Source organism: Rhizobium binae (assembly GCF_017357225.1).
GTDB classification, from domain to species: Bacteria; Pseudomonadota; Alphaproteobacteria; order Rhizobiales; family Rhizobiaceae; genus Rhizobium; species Rhizobium binae.
The window spans coordinates 4,334,539-4,352,930 of record NZ_CP071604.1 but is presented as its reverse complement, the minus strand read 5'-3'; the positions used below and the strand labels follow the sequence as shown (position 1 = coordinate 4,352,930).

Sequence of the window (18,392 nt, the reverse complement as noted above, 5' to 3'; positions counted from 1 at the left end):
AATCCTGCCGGATCATTCCTTGGCGATCGGCCCGACGAAGTTGGTGTCGAAGCTCGGACCCAGCTTGAAGTCCTTCAAATTCTTGCGATAGCCGGCCACTTCGGTCTGCTGGAAGATGATGACGAAGGGGCTGTTGGCGAGGAACTTCCTCTGGATGTCCTCGTACATGGCCGCACGCTTCTCACCGTCACGTTCCAGCAGCGCCGCCTTGGCTTGCTTGTCGAGCTCCGGCGCCTCCCAGGCGTTGCGCCAGGCGAGGGTTTTCACCGTGCCGGCGTCGGAATTGTCGGGATTGCTGGTGAAGGTGTCGGCATTCGAGTTCGGGTCGAAATAGTCCGAACCCCACTGACCGATATAGATATCGTGGGTGCGGGCACGATATTTTGTCAATGTCTGTTTGCCGTCGCCGGGGATGATCTCCAGCTTCACGCCGGCCTGCGCCAGCGACTGCTGTATCGATTCGGCAATGCCGGTTACAGGCTGGGTGTTGCGCACGTCCATGGTCACCGAGAAACCGTCGGGTACGCCGGCCTTGGCAAGCAGTTCCTTGGCCTTGGCGACGTCGAGCTTGTAAGGGTTTTCATCAAGCGCGCCGAGTTGGCCCTTCGGCAGGAAGGTCTGATGGATCTCGCCGATGCCTTTGATCAGCGTCGCGCCGATCGCATCGTAGTCGACCAGATATTTGAAGGCCTCCTGAACTTCCGGCTTCTTCAAGTTCTCGTTCTTGTTGTTCAGGCTGACGTAGTAGATCGTACCTTTTGGCGCGCTTGTCGCCGCAAGATCGGCATTCTTGGAAACGGCGTCGATGTCGCCCGGCTCGAGATTGCGGGCGATGTCGATATCGCCGGCTTCGAGCGCCAGCCGCTGGGCGGAGCTTTCCTTCATGTAGCGGTAGATGACGCGGTTGAGCTTCGGCTTATCGCCGTAATAATTGTCGTTGCGCTCCAGCACGACGACTTCGTTGGCCCGCCATTCGCGCAGCTTGAATGCGCCGGAACCAGCATAACCGGTCTTCAGCCACTCATTGCCGAAATCATTGTCGTATTTGTGCTCGGCATCCGGCGTTACCGCCTTCACATGCTCCAGCACGAGCTTTTTATCGACCACGGAGGCGACCGTCGCTGTCAGGCAGTTGAGCACGAAGCTCGGGGCATAGGGCTTGTCGACCGTGAAGACGAACGTATTGGCATCGGCCGCCTTGGCCTTTTCGGTGACATTGTCGCCGGTCAGGCCGAACTGGGTAAGGATGAAGGCCGGGCTCTTGTCGAGCTTGACAGCGCGTTCGAACGACCATGCAACGTCTTCGGCGGTGATCGGATTACCGGATGCAAATTTGAGGCCTGGCTTCAGCTTGAACGTATAGGTAAGGCCGTCATCCGAAACGCTCCAGCTCTCGGCAAGATCGCCCTTCACCTTTGATGTGTCGGCGAGATCGAGACGGACGAGCAGGCTGTAGCTGTTGCTGGTGATTTCGGCGGTCGAAAGCTCGAAGGCCTCGCCAGGATCCATCGTGATGATGTCGTCGATGGCAAAACCCTCAACAAGCGTATCTTTGGGCGTTTCGGCGAAGGCGGAAGGTGCCGTCATCATCAGGAGCGAAAGAGCGGCTCCTGCGGAAAGCAGGCGGAAATTGCGGCTGAGCTTGGTGATCATCATGGTATGTTCCCCTGTTCTTGATTGATTCCGAAGCGTTTTGTCGGTCATGCCCATTAAAACTATTGTCTGTTCTCCGCGCGTCCAGAGGCGGGCGGCGCTTTAGGCGTAGTCCTCCCGCCAGGCTTGTGCGAGAATGCGAAGCCAATTTTCACGGGCTAGTTTCACGAGATCGGCCTCACCATAACCAACCTCCCTGAGAGCGGCAATCAGCTTCTGATTGCCGGCCGCATCACCGATTTCGTCAGGGATCGTGGCGCCGTCGAAGTCCGATCCGAGCGCCACGCAATCGATGCCGATGCGGTTCACGAGATAGTCGATGTGACGGATCATGTCGGCAATCGGCGTATCGCTGTCCGAGCGGCCGTCCGGACGTAGCATGGCGGTGGCATAATTGATGCCGACGAGACCGCGGCTTTCGCGGATGGCATCCAGCTGCATGTCCGTCAGGTTGCGCGCGACTGGCGTGAGCGCATGGGCATTGGAGTGGCTGGCGACTAGCGGCTGATCCGTCGTCTTCGCCACGTCCCAGAAGCCTTTCTCGGTGATATGGGCAAGGTCGATCAGGATGCCGAGGCGATTGCATTCCCGCACCAGCGCAAAACCGGCATCGGTGAGACCCGGCCCGGTGTCCGGCGACATCGGGAAGGCGAAGGGCACGCCGTGGCCGAAGACATTGTGCCGGCTCCAGACCGGCCCGAGCGAGCGCAGCCCTGCCGCATAGAACACCTCGAGCGCCGACAGGTCGGCGCTGATCGCCTCGCAGCCTTCCATATGCATGACGGCGGCGAAAATCTCCTCCGCCATGGCGCCGCGGATGTCGTTGACCGTGCGGCAAAGACGCCAGGCGCCCGCCTGGTCGAGCCGGAGCGCGATCGCCGCCATTTCAGTGGCGATGGCCAGGGACGGAAGCGGATCGAGCGGGGCAGCCATCGGCGTGACATAACGGCCGTCGGCATCCGGATCGGCGAAGACGAGATCGCCGGAGGGAATGTAGATGGCGCAGAGACCACCGGACAGACCGCCCGCTTTCGCCCGGCGCGCATCGATATGGCCGACCGTCGTGCCGTCCATGAATTCCGCGATAGGGTCGCTGCTGTCTTTTGAATGTGTCCAGAGTCGAAGGAGAACGTCGTTGTGACCGTCAAATACGAATTGCATCTGTCTTCCTGCGCTGCCCGAGGCGGGCGAATGAAGTGGCCAGAATAGAAAAGCTGACGGAATTCGCCATCTCTTTTTTTGAAAATCGGTCATCGGCGCCAAAACGCAAAACGGGGGCCGAAGCCCCCGTGAGATCACCAATGATACTGGCCGGGATCAGTGCTTGCGGCGTTTCTTCTGTCTGTAGACGTCGATGACGACAGCCGCGACGATGATGAAGCCTTTGACGATCTCCTGGTAATAGGCGTCGATCCTCAGGAAGGTGAAGCCCGATGTCATGACGCCGAGGATGATGGTGCCGATGACGGTGCCGGTGATGCGGCCGACGCCGCCGGTGAGCGAGGTGCCGCCGATGACGGTCGCGGCAATTGCATCGAGTTCATATCCGACGCCCATGCTTGCCTGCGCGGTTTCCGCGCGTGCCGCCGTGACGATGCCGGCAAGGCCGGCAAGCAATCCGGCGATCACATAGACCTTGACGAGATGCGCCTCGATGTTGATGCCGGAGACGCGCGCCGCCTGCGGGTTGGCGCCGATGGCATAGGTGAACTTGCCGTAGCGCGTGTAGCGCAGCGCAATATGGAAGATCAGCGCGACGACGAGGAAGACGACGACCGGCCAAGCCTTGGTTCCGATGAAGTGAAACTGCTCGGTGATCCCGGATACCGGCTGTCCCTTGGTATACCACTTCGCCACGCCGCGGGCCGAAACGAACATGCCGAGCGTTGCGATGAAGGGCGGGATCTTCGTGTAGGCGATGAGTGCGCCGTTCGCCAGGCCCGCAGCCGCTCCGATCAGCAGGCCGACCATGATCGGCACGAGCGCCGGCAGGTCGGTCAGCGAGGGGAACACGGCCCGTCCCCAACTCGATGACTGGGCAAAGCTCGTCGCGATCATTGCCGTCATGCCGACGACGGAGCCGGACGAAAGATCGATGCCGCCGGTGATGATGACCTGCGTAACGCCGACGGCGATGATGCCGATGACGGAGACCTGCAGGATCATGATCGTCAGGCGCTGCGAATTCATCAGGAAGCTCTGGCCGATGAACATCCAGCCGAGCGCTTCGTAGATCAGCGCGATGCCGATGAGCACGAGGAAAATGCTGAGCTCGGTCGGTAGGCGCCGGCGCCTTTGCCGGGTTACGAGCGGAGCCGCGCCCTCTGCTGCCTTGGTACTCATGTCAAACCTCCCTTGCGCGAGTGCAGACCGCGCATCACTGCGCAGCCAGCTCCATCACCTTGATCTGCGTTGCTTCATCGCGATTGAGGAAACCGGTCACGCGGCCCTCGTGCATGACCATGATGCGGTCGCTCATCCCGAGCACCTCGGGCATCTCGGACGAGATCATGATGACTGCCACACCGTTTCGCGCCATGTCGGTGACCAGCCGGTGAATTTCCGCCTTGGCGCCGACATCAATGCCGCGCGTCGGCTCGTCGAGGATCAGGATCTTCGGATGGGTGAGCAGCCAGCGGCCGATCAGCACCTTCTGCTGATTGCCGCCGGAAAGATTTTCCACCCGCTCATAAAGATCAGGCGTCTTGACGCGCAGCTTCTTTGCCATGTCTTCGCAAGTTGCCTCGATCGCGCTCTGCTGCACGAAGCCGCCCTTGACGTATCTGTCCTGCAGAACGGCAATCTGCATGTTCTCGAGAATATCCAGGATCAGCAGACAGCCGGTATCCTTGCGGTCCTCGGTCAGGAACGCCATCCGGTTGCGGATGGCCTCGGTCGGCGAAGAAATCGTTACCGGTTTTCCGTAGAGCTCGATCGAGCCGGAGCTTGCCGGCGTCACGCCGAAGAGCGTTTCGGCGACATTCGACCGCCCGGAGCCGACAAGGCCGGCGACCCCGAGGATCTCGCCCGCCCTTACCTCGAAGGAGACGTTCTTGAAGACGCCGTTGAGGCAAAGATCCTTGACGGAGAGCATGACCTCGCCGATCGGCACCTCTTCCTTGGGGAACATCTGGGTGATCTCGCGTCCGACCATCATGCGGATGATGTCGTCGCGGGTGACGTCGGTCGAAGCATGCGTGCCGATATAGCGGCCATCGCGGAACACAGAAAACTCGTCGGCGATCTCGAAAAGCTCGTTCATCTTGTGGGTGATGTAGACGATGCCGATGCCCTGCGCCCTGAGGTCGCGGATAATGCGAAAAAGATGCTCGACCTCGCGCTCCGTCAGCGCCGAAGTCGGCTCGTCCATGATCAGCACGTCGGAATTATAGGAAACCGCCTTGGCGATCTCGACCATCTGGCGGTTGGCGACCGACAGGTACCGGACCTCGATATCAGGATCGATTGATATATTGAGCCGGTCAAACAGCTCCTCGGTCATCCGGTGCATCACGCCGTGATCGACGAAGCCGAAGCGGTTCTTCGGTTCGCGGCGGATCCAGATATTTTCAGCGACCGTCATGAACGGCATCAGGTTCAGTTCCTGATGGATCATGGCAATGCCGTTCTCCAGCGCGTCGAGCGGAGATTTCAGCTGGATTTCGATCCCTTTCAGGCGGATGTCGCCTTTATCAGGCGTGTAGATGCCGGCCAGGATCTTCATCAACGTCGATTTGCCGGCGCCGTTTTCGCCCATCAGCGCATGCACCGAAGCGCGCTTCAGCCGGAACTGCACGTCGTCGAGCGCGACGACACCGGGAAATTCCTTGCGAACGCCTTCGGCGCTCAACAGATATTCCGCATTCGGAACCGCGCCGCTTGCGCGCACGGCTGCCATGGTTGTCGGACTGACGGCCATATCATCTCCTCCGGATACGGGCAGGCGAAAAGGATGCGGGCTTTGCCCGCATCCTGTTTGGCGTTCGCCTCAGTTCTTGGTGACGAAGTCCTTGACATTGGCAGGCGTGACGAGCTGGAAGGGAATATAGACCTTCTTCTCGATCTTTTCGCCCTTGGCGATCTTGAGCGCGGTGTCGAGAGCACCCTTGCCCTGGCCGGCGGCATCCTGGAACACGGTAACGTCGAGATCACCCGCCTGCATGGCGGCAAGCGCGTCCTGGGTGGCATCGACGCCGCCGACGACCACCTTGCTCATATCCTTGCCGGCTGCCTTCAGCGCCTGGATGGCGCCGATCGCCATTTCGTCATTGTTGGAGATGACGGCGTCGAATTCGATGCCGCTGGACAGCCAGTTGGTCATCAGGTCGGCGCCCTGGGTGCGGTCCCAGTTGGCGGTCTGCTCTTCGACGATCTCCAGACCCTTGCATTCATCGGTCTTGATGACGTCATGAACGTCTTGGGTGCGCATGCGCGCGGCCTGGTTGGAAAGCTCGCCCATGATGACGACAGCCTTGCCCTTGCCGCCGAGAATGCGGCAGATTTCCTTGGTTTCCAACGTGCCGGATTCCTGCTCGTTTGATGCAACGAAGGCCTGCTTTTCCGGCAGCGTATCGACGTTGACCGGTTGGCGGTTCACGTAGACCAGCGGGATGCCGGCATCAGCGGCAAGCTTCGACATCGCCGTCGTCGCATCGGTATCAACAGGGTTGACGATGATCGCATCGACCTTGGAGGCGATGAAATTCTGGATCTGGCTCTGCTGCTTGGAAACGTCGTTCTGTGCGTCTTCGACCTGCAGCGTCACGCCGCTCAGCGTCTTGGCGTAATCGGTCATGCCGTTGCGCAGAACGGTCAGAAAGTTGTCGTCGAACTTCGCCATCGAGACGCCGACGGTTTCCGCGTGAGCCGCCGTCGACATGACGAGCGCCATCGCAGTGCCCAGGATAAACTTTTTCATTGTACTTCCTCCACAAACGGTGCCCGGCTGCACCCTCCTCACGCCGGGGCCCCAGGCATTTGCCCTGAAGCCGCAATTTGCTGCGCCGCCTCTCCCGCGGCTTCCCGTAAAACGGAACAAACAAACCGTAAAATTTGTCCTTCGGAATATTCATTCCATTTTCCTGCGGCGACGTCAAGTCTCTTTCGCCGCAAGAAAGCGATGGGCGGGGCCAGCCAACACCGCCCCTTTCGCTGCATTGTCAAAGGCGGCGGGAATATCCATCTATGCGAAGCCGAAGGTACGCTACGGCCGCAGGCGCTCTCGGCTCTCTCATTGCTGCCCGATCATTGTGAAAATTTGGAGATAGGACACATGTCCGTTTCGATGTATCGCCTCACCGTCCCCATGTTCCAGCGCGGCCTCGCCAGCCTCAAAACCTACCTCGACAAGGCGGAGGCCTATGCGAAGGAGAAGAATTTCGATCCTGCCGTCCTGGTCGCCGCTCGCCTTGCGCCCGACATGCTGCCGCTTTCCGGCCAGTATCAGCGCGCCAGCGACAGCGCCAAATTCACCCTCGCTCGGCTGACCGGCACCGACGCCCCGAAATTCGAAGACAATGAGAAGACGTTCGACGAGTTGCGCGAGCGCCTAGCAAAGACCGAAGCCTATCTCGCCACATTTTCGACGCAGGCGCTGGAAGGCGTGGAAGGCCGGCAGATCACCCTGCCTGGTAACCGCGGCATCGTGCTTCCGGGTGACGAATATGTCACCACCTTCGCCCTGCCGAATTTCTATTTCCACGTCGCGACCGCCCACGCAATCCTGCGCAATCAGGGTGCGCCGATCGGCAAGCGTGATTATCTCGGCTAAAGGGGCCAGGGCCGGCGCGTCACCGGCCCTTTTTCCGTCAGCTCGGTATAGGCCAGCGTCTGGTCCAGATGCCGCGCTCTCAGCGACAGCAACTTTTCGGCATATTCAAGCCGTATCGCCGCATAGGCCGGATCCGCCGCGACATTGTCGAGCTCCATCGGATCGTCGCGGAGATTGAAGAGCAGCGGCGGCAGTGCCGTAAAATGCACATATTTGAACTGTGCATCGCGGATCACCGCGAGATTGCATTGGTTGGACCTCAGCCCGAAATGCCGTTCCGCTTCGCCAGCGGCGATATCACGGAAATCGAATTCCCAGAATGCCGCATCCCGCCATCTCGGCTCACTCCGGCCGTTGACGAACGGCATGAGCGACCGGCCGTCGAGCGCGTTTTTTGCCTCGGCGCCGAGCTTTTCGCACAATGTCGGAAAAATATCCGCTGCGCTGGTGAATTCTTCGACGATCCCGCCCGCGGCACCGCTTGCGGGATCGCGGATTACAAGCGGAACATGATAGCTGCCGTCGAAGAAGCCGCCCTTGCCCAGCGTCCAGTGATCGCCCGCCATCTCGGCGTGATCGGACGTGAAGACGATAAGCGTATTCTCCCAGGCATCCGCGTCCTTCAGCGCCTGCCAAATGCGGCCGAGTTGCGCGTCAACCTCAGAGATCATGCCGTAATAGATCGCCCGGATCGCCGCGAAATCGTCGCCATTCCAGCCGCTGAGCGGTCCGGTGGCGCCGTGAATGAAATTGCCCTTGCCGGTACGTGGCATGGAATAGGCGAGATAGGGATGACTTGCCGCTTCCGCCTGGGCGTTTGTCGCACGGTTAAAAGCCGGACCGTCATCCGGCCCGAACATCCGGTTGAACGGCTCGGGAACGGAAAACGGCGGATGCGGACGCAAGAAAGACACATGCGCAAACCACGGCCCGTCCTGCTCGCCCATCCAGCGGATGAATTCGCCGGCCAGGAAAGCCGTCTGGGTCTCGTCGCGGGAATAGGCCGGCGCCGCATTGGAAATTTCACCGGCCCGCGCACCGAGCGGAATATGGATGTCGCGGCTGACGGCATCGGTATGGCCGCGGGACCTGAGCCAGGAGAGCCATTGTCTTTCATGCTCGGGCAGAAGCTGGCGGACCGTAAAGCCCGGCAATACGCCTTCATAGGTCGTCAGATGCGGATCGCCGGCATCCATGCCGCGCGGATCGGGCGCCGTGTCGGTATAGCCGAACAGCGTCGGGTCGTATCTCGCCCGCCGGGCCGCCAGCGCCAGATTGTCGAAGCGGGCGTCGAGCGGCGAACCGTTGCGGCAGACCCGATGGTTCATCTGGTAAAGGCCGGTATAGAGGGTAGCCCGCGCCGGCGAGCAGGGTGCCGCCCCGGCATAATGCCGCCGGAAGAGCGTGCCCTCCTGGGCCAAGGCGTCGACATTCGGGGTTTTCACGCAAGCATGACCGACCGAAGACAGGCAGTCGCCGCGCCACTGGTCGGCCGTGATCAGCAGGACGTTCGGTCGGCGGTCCCTCGCGATTCCAGCTGGCTCAATTCCGGCTGGCTCAATTCTGGTTGGATCTTGCATGCCAGTTCCAGGCCGAGCGGATGATCTCGGACAGATCATATTGCGGTGCCCAGCCGAGCACGTCGCGCGCCTTGTCGTTGTTGGCGACCAGCGTATGCGAATCGCCCTCGCGGCGGCCGATATATTCGACCGGGAACGGCCGGTTCGAGACGTCCTCGATCGCGCCGAGCAATTCCTTGACCGTCGTGCCGGTACCGGTGCCGAGGTTGAGTGCGACGGACTCTCCGCCCTTCAGAAGATATTCGACGGCGCGCACATGCGCATCGGCAAGATCGAGCACGTGGATATAATCGCGCACGCAGGTGCCGTCGCGCGTCTCGTAATCGCTGCCGAACACCTTGAAGCCCTGGCGGCGGCCGAGCGCGGCATCGATCGCCAGCGGGATCGCATGCGTCTCCGGCTGGTGCCATTCGCCGATCCGGCCCTCGAAATCGGCGCCTGCGGCATTGAAATAACGCAGCACCACCGAGCGCAGGCTCTTATACTGGTCGTAATCGGCAAGCGCCTGTTCGACGATATATTTCGTCCGCCCGTAGGGGTTGATCGGCACCTGCCGGTGCGTCTCGTCGAGCGGCACGCTCTGCGGCAGGCCGTAGGTGGCGCAGGTGGACGAGAAGACGAAGGCGTTGATGCCGGCGGCCTGTGCCGCCGAAAGCAGCGTCAAGGTGCCGATCACATTGTTTTCGTAGAAGGAAGCCGGATCCTTGACCGATTCGCCGACCTCGATCAGCGCCGCGAAATGCAGTATCGCCGCCGGCTTGTGCTTGGCAAGGACCTCGTCCAGCCGGGCGCGGTCGCGAATATCGCCTTCCTCGGCCGGCCCCCATTTGACGAACTCGCGATGACCATTCGAAAAATTGTCGAAGACGACAGGCTTATAGCCCTTGTTCGCCAGGTCGAGGCACGTATGCGAGCCGATATAACCGGCGCCGCCGACCACAAGAACCGTTTCACCTGCCATGCACCACCCTTGTTGTTGCTGAAAGACGGGAGAAATCTAGACGAGATGAACGGCAATAAAAAGAAGGAACTGCGGCAGGCGTGAATGGCAATCGACCAAATGCCGACCGCCGGCTTCATGCGATTTCTCCCGGACCGGCGATTCGTGAATTATTCGCGTGATTTGCATAACCGCCCGTCTTAAGGGGCTTTCACCATGTGTCCACAGCAATCAGCCGGGAGCGCGCGAATGAGGAAGGCATTGATCGTCTGGGGCGGCTGGCAGGGTCATGAGCCGGAACAATGTGCCCATATCGTCGCCGATCTCTTGCGTGAAGAGGGCTTTGCGGTCGAAGTGACCGGCGATCTCGGCATATTCGGATCTCCGACGCTGGCGAAAGCCGATCTGCTGGTTCCGATCATCACCGGTGAAAGGCTCGAGAAGGAACATGCCCTTGGCCTGGTCGAAGCGGTGCGCGGCGGGCTCGGGCTTGCCGGCCATCATGGCGCGCTCGCCACCTCCTTCAAGGAAAGCGCGCCGTTCCGCTATGTCTCCGGCGTCACCTGGGTCGCCCATCCCGGCAACATCATCGATTTCCGCGTCGCCGTCACCCGCCAGGACGATCCTGTTATGGAGGGCATTCCCGACTTCGACTACCGTTCGGAGCAATATTACCTGCATTACGATCCCACAGTCGAAATCCTGGCGACCACCACCTTCACCGGCGTATATGATCCGGCGGCCCGCAATGTCGTGATGCCGGTCGTCTTCAAGCGCCATTTCGGCGCCGGCCGCGTTTTCTATTCCGCTCTCGGCCATGTCGCGGCCGAGTTCGATCATCCCTACATGCCGCTCATCCTGCGGCGCGGCCTCCGCTGGGCCGCCCGCCGGTAGATTTGGGAAGGGCACAAGGCCGATCGTCCGCCTGCAATGCAGCTGAAATATTCCGGCCTGCGCGGCAAAAGGGGCTTAAAGGGCCGCTTTCAGCTGCCGCTCGTTCTCGACGGCAAGGACCGGCTCGTCATAGACCCGCATCAGCCGCCCGGCTGCCTTCAGCTTCTCGATTAGATCGTTTCCATCGGGCGAAGCCTTCGTCAGCTCCAGCTGCTCGAATTCCCGCAGCGCCTGCATCCAATGGCTTTCCCCGCGCCCTTCCGGCCTGCCTTCCAATTCCCACAGCGAATAAGCGCGCTGGCTGACCCAGGCGTCTCTATTGTGACTCATGACAAACCCCAGCCGAAAAATTTGGAAGCAAATATCGATAGGCGACAGCGTGCCAAAGCGGGCTTTAGGAGTCGTTACGAGGCAGCGTTATTTTTTGGCTAACGGCCATGATTCGGGGCGACTAAGCGTCGATAAAGTCATACGAATTCGCGATGCAATGTACCCTGCACCTCCCCTTGGACTGATTTGAATACCGAGTTAGGGTCGGTGCGCAACGACAGTGGTGACCCATGGCAGCAAAGACGACCCTCAATGCGAAGAATCTGGAAGCTCTCGGTGCGCAGCGTCTCGCTGAATTGCTGATCGAAATCAGCACCGGCAGCGCCGCCCATAAACGGCGGCTTCGCATGGAACTGGCCGGCAATCAGGGCAGTACCGAGGTCGCGCGTGAGATCCGCAAGCGCCTCGGCAGCATCGCACGGGCGCAGAGCGTCATCGAATGGCATAAAGTAAAAACCGTCAACGCCGACCTCGAAACGCAACGATCCGCGATCGTCACCGTCGTGGCTGCCGACGATCCGAAGGAAGCGTTCGATCTCATCTGGCAATTCCTTGCTGTCGCCGACACGATATTCGCGCGATCCAACAGCGGCGACACAGCCTTCATCGAGACATTCCACCAGGCGTGCGCCGATGCCGGCGTCATCGCCAGGTCCGCGGGGATCGGTATCGAAGTTCTTGCCGACAAGGTCTTCACCGCATTGCAGGACAATGACCACGGCCAATATGACCGGCTGATCGCCGAGATGGTTCCGGCTCTAGGCAAGGACGGTCTGGAACGTTTGAAGGGCCTGCTGGTGCAATGGTCGAACGAACAGGAGGAGAAGCCAGCCGACGCCGACCGGAAAATTTTCGGCTGGGGCGGCAGCGGCCCGATCTACCAGGACGAGATCTTTGCCAACCATCGGCGACGGACGGCGCGCATCGCTCTGCAGGAAATTGCCGATACCCAGGATGATGTCGATGCCTTCATCGCCCACCAGCCGGAGGAAACCTTAAGGGTGCCGACGGTCGCGGCAGAGATCGCCGGCCGCTTGCTTTCGGCGGGACGCGCCGAGGAAGCATTGAAGATTTTGGACGGCATCGACCAGCGGGGGCGGTTCGAACTGCCTTTTGAATGGCAGCGCGCCCGCACAGAAGCGCTCGACGCGCTCGGACGGGGAGAGGAGGCGCAGGCCTATCGATGGCAATGCTTCGAGCAGTCGCTGAACGGAGAACACCTTCGCGCCTTCCTGCGAAAGCTCGCCGACTTCGATGATATCGAGGCCGAGGAAAAGGCATTCGCCTTCGCGCACGGCTATCCCGATGTTCATCGGGCCCTTGCCTTTTTCCTGGTCTGGCCCGCAGCTGCCGAGGCAGCCAAGCTCATCTCCGGGCGCCAGGCGGAACTGGACGGCGACCTGTACGAGCTGATGACGCCGGCCGCCGAAATGCTGCAGGAGAAATACCCGCTGGCGGCAACCATGCTGCTGCGCTCGATGATCGGCTTCGCCCTCGATAACGGCCGGTCCAGCCGTTACAGGCATGCCGCGCGCCATCTGGCGGAGTGCGCATCGCTCGCACCTCATATCGACGATTTCGGCAGCGTCCGGCCTCACGACGTCTATGTCGCCGAGCTGAGGCGTCAACATGGAAAGAAGCATGGCTTCTGGAGCTTGATACGTTAACCGAATCGCCGATTTCAGGAAACCGAAAGGACATCGCTATGACCGATACTTCGTGGCACGCGGCTCCGCTGAGCTGGGGCAATGGCCGGTGCAGGCGGACGTCAGCAGCGGCGACGAGGCTGCGACCTGGGCCAAGAAGGTGCTGGGTCACTGACACTGCCGGTGCCGGCAGAAGGTAGCGACCAGCGCTTGGCAATGATCTTGCGGCCGCCGATAGCCCGTTCGGGCGCGGCGATCGTCACGGAGAAAGTCTGCTTCCACGTCTTCGGTATGAAACTGGGAAAACTGGAGCGGGCGAAGGGATTCGAACCCTCGACCCCAACCTTGGCAAGGTTGTGCTCTACCCCTGAGCTACACCCGCTCAATCCGCATCGGTCCGGGGTAGTCGTTGGACCGTGGGCGCCGCCTCGTGGCGACGGGCGCTATATGGCCTAACGGATTTTCAAATGCAACAGGGAAATGACGAAGAAACGAAGAAAAATTCGTGCGGTCGCACGAGGCTGGCGGAAAGGCCGCAAATGTGGGGGTAGGGCGTCGGTGGCGAAGATTGCCAAATGATGTGGACGGACTTAATCAGGACGCCTCGCTTTTTCCTCGCCACCAACGGATTGCTTGATGCCCGAAAACACCCCCAAGACGAAAAAAGATCTGTTCGCCTTTCTCGACGGGCTCGGCATCGCCCATAAGACGGTCGATCATGCGCCTGTTTTTACCGTGGCCGAATCGGTTGCGCTGCGCGACGAGATCCCCGGCGGCCACACCAAGAACCTCTTCATCAAGGACAAGAAGGACAGGTATTTTCTGCTGACTGTAGAAGAGAATGCCGAGGTCGACCTCAAGCAGGTTCACACCATCATCGGCGGCTCCGGCCGGGTTTCCTTCGGCCGGGCTGAGAAGCTCATGGAGTATCTCGGTGTCATTCCGGGCGCGGTCACCGCCTTCGGCGCGATCAACGATACGGAAGGAAACGTCACCTTCGTGCTCGATGCCGATCTGATGGCTGAGGAAATCGTCAACTGCCATCCGCTGTCCAACGACGCGACGACATCGATCGCAAGCGGCGACCTCGTCCGTTTCATGGAAGCGACGGGACATAAGCCGCTTGTCTTGAAAGTGACGTCCTGACATACGATTTTAGCGCTACAATGATGCCGGCAGGATCGGCGCGGCGGGAGATACCTATGAGCGGCAGCAACAATCCCTATAACGGTTCCTTCGGAAATCAGATGTCGGCAACGGCAAGCTTCGGCGCTCAGGGCGCACCGGCGGCTGCGGCCGGCAGCTACATCACCGACACGACGACGGCGAATTTCGGCAAGGACGTCATCGAGGAATCGCGCAAACAGCCGGTGCTGGTCGATTTCTGGGCGCCCTGGTGCGGTCCGTGCAAGCAGCTGACACCGGTGCTGGAGAAGGTTGTCAACGAGGCCAAGGGCCGCGTCAGGCTGGTCAAGATGAACATCGACGACCATCCCTCGATTGCCGGCCAGCTCGGCATCCAGTCTATCCCCGCCGTCATCGCCTTCGTCAACGGCCGCCCGGCCGACGGTTTCATGGGCGCGGTGCCGGAAAGCCAGATCACTCAGTTCATCGACCGGATCGCCGGGCCGGCTGGCGCCGATGAGGCGGCCGAAATCGAGGCCGTCCTGACTGAAGCGGTGGAACTGCTTGCCGCCGGCAAGCTCAGCGAGGCCGCGCAGCTTTACGGCGCCGTCATGCAGGCCGATCCCGAGAATGCCAAGGCGCTTGCCGGAATGGCCGAATGCATGATCGCCGCAAACCAGCACCAGCGGGCGCGCGAAACACTGACCGATCTGCCGGAGGAGCTCGCTAGAGATGCCGGCATCCAGGCGGTCCTGAAGAAGCTCGACCAGATCGAGGAGGCGCGCAAGCTCGGCGATCCCGTTGCCCTCGAGCACGAATTGGCGCTCAATCCTGATAATCACGAGGCACGGCTAAAGCTCGCCAAGATCCGAAATGTGGAGGGTCGCCGAGAGGAAGCCGCCGAACATCTGCTTCTCATCATGCGCAAGGATCGCAACTTCGACGATGACGGTGCGCGTCGTCAGTTGCTGCAGTTCTTCGAAGTCTGGGGTTTCAAGGATCCGGCGACGGTTGCCGCTCGCCGCAAGCTTTCGGCGATGCTGTTCTCTTAAGATTGGATATCGGCCCTTGCGTTTTTAAGCGGGGGCACCACATTCTCGTCAGAACGGGCATGCCCGTTTACAAGAATGCGGGACGGTTTCATGCAAGTCGGTAATGCCAGATACCTGAAGCCGGGCGATCTGCCTGATGCGATCGCCGTCTTCCCGCTGCCCGGGGCCCTCCTCCTGCCGGCCGGACAGCTTCCCCTCAACATTTTCGAGCCGCGCTATCTGGCGATGCTGGATGCAGCGCTTGCCGGAAACCGGCTGATCGGCATGGTACAGCCGGCGCTCGGCGAACATGAGGAGAAGGGGGGCGAGCCCAGCCTTGCCACCGTCGGCTGCCTCGGGCGAATCACCTCCTTCGCCGAGACCGGCGACGGGCGCTATATCGTGTCGCTGACCGGCGTCTGCCGCTTCCGGCTGCTGGAAGAGAAGGTGACGAGCGATCCCTTCCGCACCTTCCGGATCGCGCCTTTCATCGCCGATCTCTCTGCGGAGAAGGAGGAGGAGGCGGTCGATCGCACAGCCCTGCTCACCGCCTTCAAATCCTATCTCGATGCCAACAAGCTGGAAGCCGACTGGGAGAGCGTCGAGCGCGCGAGCAATCTGACGCTGGTCAATTCGCTCGCCATGATGTCGCCGTTCGGACCGGCCGAAAAACAGGCTCTCCTCGAGGCGCCCGATCTCAAGACGCGGGCCGAGACGCTGATCGCCATTACCGAGATCGTGCTGGCGCGGGTCTTCGGTGACTCCGACACGGTTCTGCAGTAAACTCGGCCATGGACGAAAAACTGAGCCGCGTCGATCCGAAACTGCTGGAGCTCCTGGTCTGCCCGCTCTCCAAGGGCCGGCTTTCCTATGATCGCGAACATAATGAGCTCGTTTCGGAGAAGGCGCGCCTTGCCTATCCGATCCGCGACGGCATCCCGATCATGCTGGTGTCCGAGGCGCGGCGCCTCGACGAATAAAGCAATTCCAGGAAAAGCGGGAAGCGGCTTCCCAGGCAAAGCGCGAAGGGCTTTTGCCGGGAACTGCGTAAAACAAAAGTTAAATCGCTTCGCCGGCCAGCAGGCGCGGGTTGTCCTTCGCCGTCGTTCCGGCCGCCTGGCCGATGAAGAAGGATTTGAGGCGCGGCAGCCGGTCGACAATGCCGAGGCCGACGTCGCGGGCGACGCGCATCGGCATTGCATCGTTGGAGAAGAGCCGGTTCAGCACATCGGTCGTCACGCCCATGCGGAAGGTGTCGAAGCGCCGCCAGGTCTGGTAGCGCTCGAGAATATTGATCGAACCGATATCGAGGCCGAGACGATCGGCTTCGACGATGGTTTCGGCCAGCGCCGCCACATCCTTGAAGCCGAGGTTCAAGCCTTGTCCTGAAATCGGATGGATGCCGTGGGCGGCGTCGCCGGCGAGCGCGAAACGCGGGGCGACAAAGGCGCGGGCCAGCGTCAGGCCGAGCGGAAAGGCGCGTTTGTCGCCGATCACCTTGAGCGCCCCGAGCTTGTGGCCGAAGCGGCGTTCCAGCTCCTCCTCGAAGACCAGCTCGTCGGCGGCAACCAGCCGGTCGGCATCATGCGTGCGCTCGGTCCAGACCAGCGAGGAGCGGTTGTTTCTGAGCGGCAGGATGGCGAAGGGGCCGGCCGGCAGAAAATGTTCCTCGGCGCAACCGTCATGCGGCCGCTCGTGCTCGACCGTCGCGACAATGCCGGACTGGCCGTAGTCCCAGGTGACGGTCCTGATGCCGGCGAGATTCCGCAGCTTCGAGCGCACGCCGTCGCAGGCCACCACCAGCCGCGATTGCAACACGCTGCCGTCCGAAAGCGTGACGGTGGCATGGCTGTCCTCAGTTTTGAGCGCCGTCGCGCCAAGGCCGTGGCGGATGTCGATGCCGAGCCGTTCGCAGGCGCCACGCAGTGCTGCGACCATGACGACGTTGGGGATCATGTGAGCGAAGGGCCGGCCTTCGGCCACTTCGCCGTCGAAGGTGAGGAAAACCGGGCGCACTGGGTCCGAGGTTCTCGAATCAGTGACGATCATCTTGGTGATCGGCTGAGCTTCCGGCTCGATCTCGGTCCAGAGGCCGAAGATTTCGAGCATCTTCACGGCGGCGGCGATGACGGCGGAAGCGCGCGCGTCGCTTTTCCATACATGCTCGGGTGCGGCCTCGACCACCGAGACTTTCAGATGTGGGGCTGCCTGCTTGACCGCAACGGCAGCGGAAAGGCCGACATAGCCCCCGCCCACAACCAGCATATCAAGCATCACGCCGCTCCCGTACCTTGTGCCTCAGATGTGATCTATATAGATCATCGCCACTTCACTTCCTACCGCCGGGAGGCATACAAAATGACGCGCGAGACATCAGGATCTTCGGCGATGGAGAGGCTGCTTTCGACGCTCGACCTGGAGCCGATCGAGGTCGACATCTTTCGCGGCCGCAGCCCTCAGGCTGGGTGGCAACGGGTCTTCGGCGGGCAGGTGATCGGCCAAGCGCTGATGGCGGCGCAGCGCACCATCGAGGCTGAGCGTTTCGTCCATTCGCTGCACGCCTATTTCATGCGGCCCGGCGATCCCTCGGTGCCGATCATCTATCAGGTGGAGCGCATCCGCGACGGATCGAGCTTCAATACCAGGCGTGTCGCCGCGATCCAGCACGGCCGGGCGATCTTCGCGTTATCGGCCTCTTTCCAGCTGGAAGAGCCGGGCTTCGACCACCAGATCGGCATGCCCGAGGTGCAGATGCCGGAGGCGCTGCTCGGCGAGCAGCAGATCAAGGAACAGTATCTTGCCCATGCGCCGGAGGCGATCCGGGCATACTGGCAGCGCGAGCGGCCGATCGAGATCCGCCCTGTCTCGCTGACCCACTACTTCTCCGACAGGAAGCTCGATCCCAGGCAGGATGTCTGGGTACGGGCGACCGGGCCGGTTCCCGACGATCGGTGCTACCAGGCGGCAGTGCTTGCCTATCTCTCCGACATGACGCTGCTGGATACGTCGCTTTATGCCCATGGGACGTCCATCTTCGACCAGAGCCTGCAGGTGGCGAGCCTCGATCACTCCATGTGGTTCCATCGGCCCTGCAAGCTCGACGACTGGCTGCTCTATACGCAGGATAGCCCGTCGGCTTCCGGCGCCAGGGGGCTGACACGCGGGAGCCTGTTTACTCGGTCGGGACGGCTCATCGCCTCGGTCGCCCAGGAGGGTTTGATTCGTAAAAAGGCAAATGAATAAATAATAGGCATATTTCCGAATTTGGGCATTATTTGTGCGCTTATCGCTCAATCATCTGCCTGTTTATTGGTATCCTTTATTTTAATCTTTGTTTTTCAATAACTTATATCGCTGCACGAATCTGGCACGTCCTTTGAATGTATATCGCCGGTCGCTGTTCAGGAACGTCAGCGGCAAGGA

At 60.9% G+C, this 18,392-nt stretch carries 17 protein-coding genes and 1 tRNA gene; 8 read left to right on the top strand and 10 right to left on the bottom strand.

Features of this window, described 5'->3' with window-relative positions; genetic code table 11:
• Positions 1 to 12 precede the first annotated feature (12 nt).
• The 5 genes from J2J99_RS21265 to J2J99_RS21245 all read right to left on the bottom strand — a co-directional run bounded on the left by J2J99_RS21265 (position 13) and on the right by J2J99_RS21245 (position 6,571).
• Complete coding sequence (locus J2J99_RS21265; protein WP_168295004.1) at positions 13 to 1,656, bottom strand: ABC transporter substrate-binding protein; 1,644 nt, start codon at positions 1,654 to 1,656, stop codon at positions 13 to 15.
• A 99-nt stretch (positions 1,657 to 1,755) separates the two neighbouring features.
• The gene (locus J2J99_RS21260) at positions 1,756 to 2,814 is read right to left on the bottom strand and encodes a dipeptidase (protein ID WP_168295003.1); all 1,059 of its coding nucleotides are present in this window, start codon (positions 2,812 to 2,814) and stop codon (positions 1,756 to 1,758) included.
• Between the two features lie 156 nt (positions 2,815 to 2,970).
• Complete coding sequence (locus J2J99_RS21255; RefSeq protein ID WP_168295002.1) at positions 2,971 to 3,996, bottom strand: ABC transporter permease; 1,026 nt, start codon at positions 3,994 to 3,996, stop codon at positions 2,971 to 2,973.
• A 34-nt stretch (positions 3,997 to 4,030) separates the two neighbouring features.
• A complete protein-coding gene (locus J2J99_RS21250; protein ID WP_168295001.1) occupies positions 4,031 to 5,572 on the bottom strand; it encodes a sugar ABC transporter ATP-binding protein in 1,542 nt (513 codons plus the stop codon).
• A 69-nt stretch (positions 5,573 to 5,641) separates the two neighbouring features.
• Positions 5,642 to 6,571, bottom strand: a complete 930-nt coding sequence (locus J2J99_RS21245) for a sugar ABC transporter substrate-binding protein (RefSeq protein WP_168295000.1) — start codon at positions 6,569 to 6,571, stop codon at positions 5,642 to 5,644.
• Between the two features lie 354 nt (positions 6,572 to 6,925).
• On the opposite strand from J2J99_RS21245, the gene J2J99_RS21240 reads away from it, so the two are divergent.
• Positions 6,926 to 7,423, top strand: coding sequence for a DUF1993 domain-containing protein (locus J2J99_RS21240; protein WP_168294999.1), 498 nt, complete (start codon positions 6,926 to 6,928; stop codon positions 7,421 to 7,423).
• On the opposite strand, the gene J2J99_RS21235 is transcribed toward J2J99_RS21240, so the two are convergent.
• Both J2J99_RS21235 and galE read right to left on the bottom strand, forming a co-directional pair.
• Positions 7,420 to 9,003, bottom strand: coding sequence for an alkaline phosphatase family protein (locus J2J99_RS21235; RefSeq protein WP_168294998.1), 1,584 nt, complete (start codon positions 9,001 to 9,003; stop codon positions 7,420 to 7,422). The genes J2J99_RS21240 and J2J99_RS21235 overlap by 4 nt on opposite strands.
• Positions 8,981 to 9,964: a UDP-glucose 4-epimerase GalE gene (gene galE, locus J2J99_RS21230; protein WP_168294997.1), complete on the bottom strand. Its 984-nt coding sequence runs from the start codon at positions 9,962 to 9,964 to the stop codon at positions 8,981 to 8,983. The genes J2J99_RS21235 and galE overlap by 23 nt, the downstream gene beginning before the upstream one ends.
• A 228-nt stretch (positions 9,965 to 10,192) precedes the next feature.
• Between galE and J2J99_RS21225 the strand changes: the two genes are divergently transcribed.
• Positions 10,193 to 10,837, top strand: a complete 645-nt coding sequence (locus tag J2J99_RS21225; RefSeq protein WP_168294996.1) for a ThuA domain-containing protein — start codon at positions 10,193 to 10,195, stop codon at positions 10,835 to 10,837.
• 75 nt (positions 10,838 to 10,912) lie between these two features.
• Here the strand turns inward: J2J99_RS21225 and J2J99_RS21220 are convergent, their stop codons facing one another.
• Positions 10,913 to 11,167, bottom strand: coding sequence for a DUF2934 domain-containing protein (locus J2J99_RS21220; protein WP_168294995.1), 255 nt, complete (start codon positions 11,165 to 11,167; stop codon positions 10,913 to 10,915).
• A gap of 230 nt (positions 11,168 to 11,397) precedes the next feature.
• On the opposite strand from J2J99_RS21220, the gene J2J99_RS21215 reads away from it, so the two are divergent.
• Entirely contained in the window at positions 11,398 to 12,834 is a 1,437-nt protein-coding gene (locus J2J99_RS21215) for a DUF6880 family protein (RefSeq protein WP_168294994.1), read from the top strand.
• Between the two features lie 286 nt (positions 12,835 to 13,120).
• Here the strand turns inward: J2J99_RS21215 and J2J99_RS21210 are convergent.
• A tRNA-Gly gene (locus J2J99_RS21210) sits at positions 13,121 to 13,195 on the bottom strand.
• A gap of 254 nt (positions 13,196 to 13,449) precedes the next feature.
• Between J2J99_RS21210 and J2J99_RS21205 the strand changes: the two genes are divergently transcribed.
• The 4 genes from J2J99_RS21205 to J2J99_RS21190 all read left to right on the top strand — a co-directional run bounded on the left by J2J99_RS21205 (position 13,450) and on the right by J2J99_RS21190 (position 15,949).
• Positions 13,450 to 13,959, top strand: a complete 510-nt coding sequence (locus J2J99_RS21205) for a prolyl-tRNA synthetase associated domain-containing protein (protein WP_168294993.1) — start codon at positions 13,450 to 13,452, stop codon at positions 13,957 to 13,959.
• A gap of 56 nt (positions 13,960 to 14,015) precedes the next feature.
• On the top strand, positions 14,016 to 14,990 hold the full coding sequence (gene trxA / locus J2J99_RS21200; protein ID WP_168294992.1) for a thioredoxin: 975 nt from the start codon (positions 14,016 to 14,018) through the stop codon (positions 14,988 to 14,990).
• 75 nt (positions 14,991 to 15,065) lie between these two features.
• Positions 15,066 to 15,752 (top strand): LON peptidase substrate-binding domain-containing protein, encoded by a 687-nt coding sequence (locus J2J99_RS21195; protein WP_205918644.1) that lies wholly within the window; start codon positions 15,066 to 15,068, stop codon positions 15,750 to 15,752.
• Between the two features lie 8 nt (positions 15,753 to 15,760).
• Entirely contained in the window at positions 15,761 to 15,949 is a 189-nt protein-coding gene (locus J2J99_RS21190; RefSeq protein WP_010034724.1) for a Trm112 family protein, read from the top strand.
• A gap of 79 nt (positions 15,950 to 16,028) precedes the next feature.
• Here J2J99_RS21190 and J2J99_RS21185 read toward each other — a convergent pair whose 3' ends face one another.
• On the bottom strand, positions 16,029 to 17,243 hold the full coding sequence (locus J2J99_RS21185; RefSeq protein ID WP_168294990.1) for a ubiquinone biosynthesis hydroxylase: 1,215 nt from the start codon (positions 17,241 to 17,243) through the stop codon (positions 16,029 to 16,031).
• An 84-nt stretch (positions 17,244 to 17,327) separates the two neighbouring features.
• On the opposite strand from J2J99_RS21185, the gene tesB reads away from it, so the two are divergent.
• A complete protein-coding gene (tesB, locus tag J2J99_RS21180; protein ID WP_168294989.1) occupies positions 17,328 to 18,212 on the top strand; it encodes an acyl-CoA thioesterase II in 885 nt (294 codons plus the stop codon).
• Positions 18,213 to 18,392: the final 180 nt, after the last annotated feature.

What these genes read in the sequence shown, in the direction of transcription:
- trxA (WP_168294992.1), top strand. Translation starts at nt 14,016, where the DNA reads ATGAGCGGCAGCAACAATCCCTATAACGGTTCCTTCGGAAATCAGATG.
- galE (WP_168294997.1), bottom strand. Translation starts at nt 9,964, where the DNA reads ATGGCAGGTGAAACGGTTCTTGTGGTCGGCGGCGCCGGTTATATCGGC.
- J2J99_RS21220 (WP_168294995.1), bottom strand. Translation starts at nt 11,167, where the DNA reads ATGAGTCACAATAGAGACGCCTGGGTCAGCCAGCGCGCTTATTCGCTG.
- J2J99_RS21265 (WP_168295004.1), bottom strand. Translation starts at nt 1,656, where the DNA reads ATGATGATCACCAAGCTCAGCCGCAATTTCCGCCTGCTTTCCGCAGGA.
- J2J99_RS21215 (WP_168294994.1), top strand. Translation starts at nt 11,398, where the DNA reads ATGGCAGCAAAGACGACCCTCAATGCGAAGAATCTGGAAGCTCTCGGT.
- J2J99_RS21255 (WP_168295002.1), bottom strand. Translation starts at nt 3,996, where the DNA reads ATGAGTACCAAGGCAGCAGAGGGCGCGGCTCCGCTCGTAACCCGGCAA.
- J2J99_RS21205 (WP_168294993.1), top strand. Translation starts at nt 13,450, where the DNA reads ATGCCCGAAAACACCCCCAAGACGAAAAAAGATCTGTTCGCCTTTCTC.
- J2J99_RS21185 (WP_168294990.1), bottom strand. Translation starts at nt 17,243, where the DNA reads ATGCTTGATATGCTGGTTGTGGGCGGGGGCTATGTCGGCCTTTCCGCT.
- J2J99_RS21235 (WP_168294998.1), bottom strand. Translation starts at nt 9,003, where the DNA reads ATGCAAGATCCAACCAGAATTGAGCCAGCCGGAATTGAGCCAGCTGGA.
- J2J99_RS21225 (WP_168294996.1), top strand. Translation starts at nt 10,193, where the DNA reads ATGAGGAAGGCATTGATCGTCTGGGGCGGCTGGCAGGGTCATGAGCCG.
- J2J99_RS21250 (WP_168295001.1), bottom strand. Translation starts at nt 5,572, where the DNA reads ATGGCCGTCAGTCCGACAACCATGGCAGCCGTGCGCGCAAGCGGCGCG.
- J2J99_RS21195 (WP_205918644.1), top strand. Translation starts at nt 15,066, where the DNA reads ATGCGGGACGGTTTCATGCAAGTCGGTAATGCCAGATACCTGAAGCCG.
- tesB (WP_168294989.1), top strand. Translation starts at nt 17,328, where the DNA reads ATGACGCGCGAGACATCAGGATCTTCGGCGATGGAGAGGCTGCTTTCG.
- J2J99_RS21260 (WP_168295003.1), bottom strand. Translation starts at nt 2,814, where the DNA reads ATGCAATTCGTATTTGACGGTCACAACGACGTTCTCCTTCGACTCTGG.
- J2J99_RS21190 (WP_010034724.1), top strand. Translation starts at nt 15,761, where the DNA reads ATGGACGAAAAACTGAGCCGCGTCGATCCGAAACTGCTGGAGCTCCTG.
- J2J99_RS21240 (WP_168294999.1), top strand. Translation starts at nt 6,926, where the DNA reads ATGTCCGTTTCGATGTATCGCCTCACCGTCCCCATGTTCCAGCGCGGC.
- J2J99_RS21245 (WP_168295000.1), bottom strand. Translation starts at nt 6,571, where the DNA reads ATGAAAAAGTTTATCCTGGGCACTGCGATGGCGCTCGTCATGTCGACG.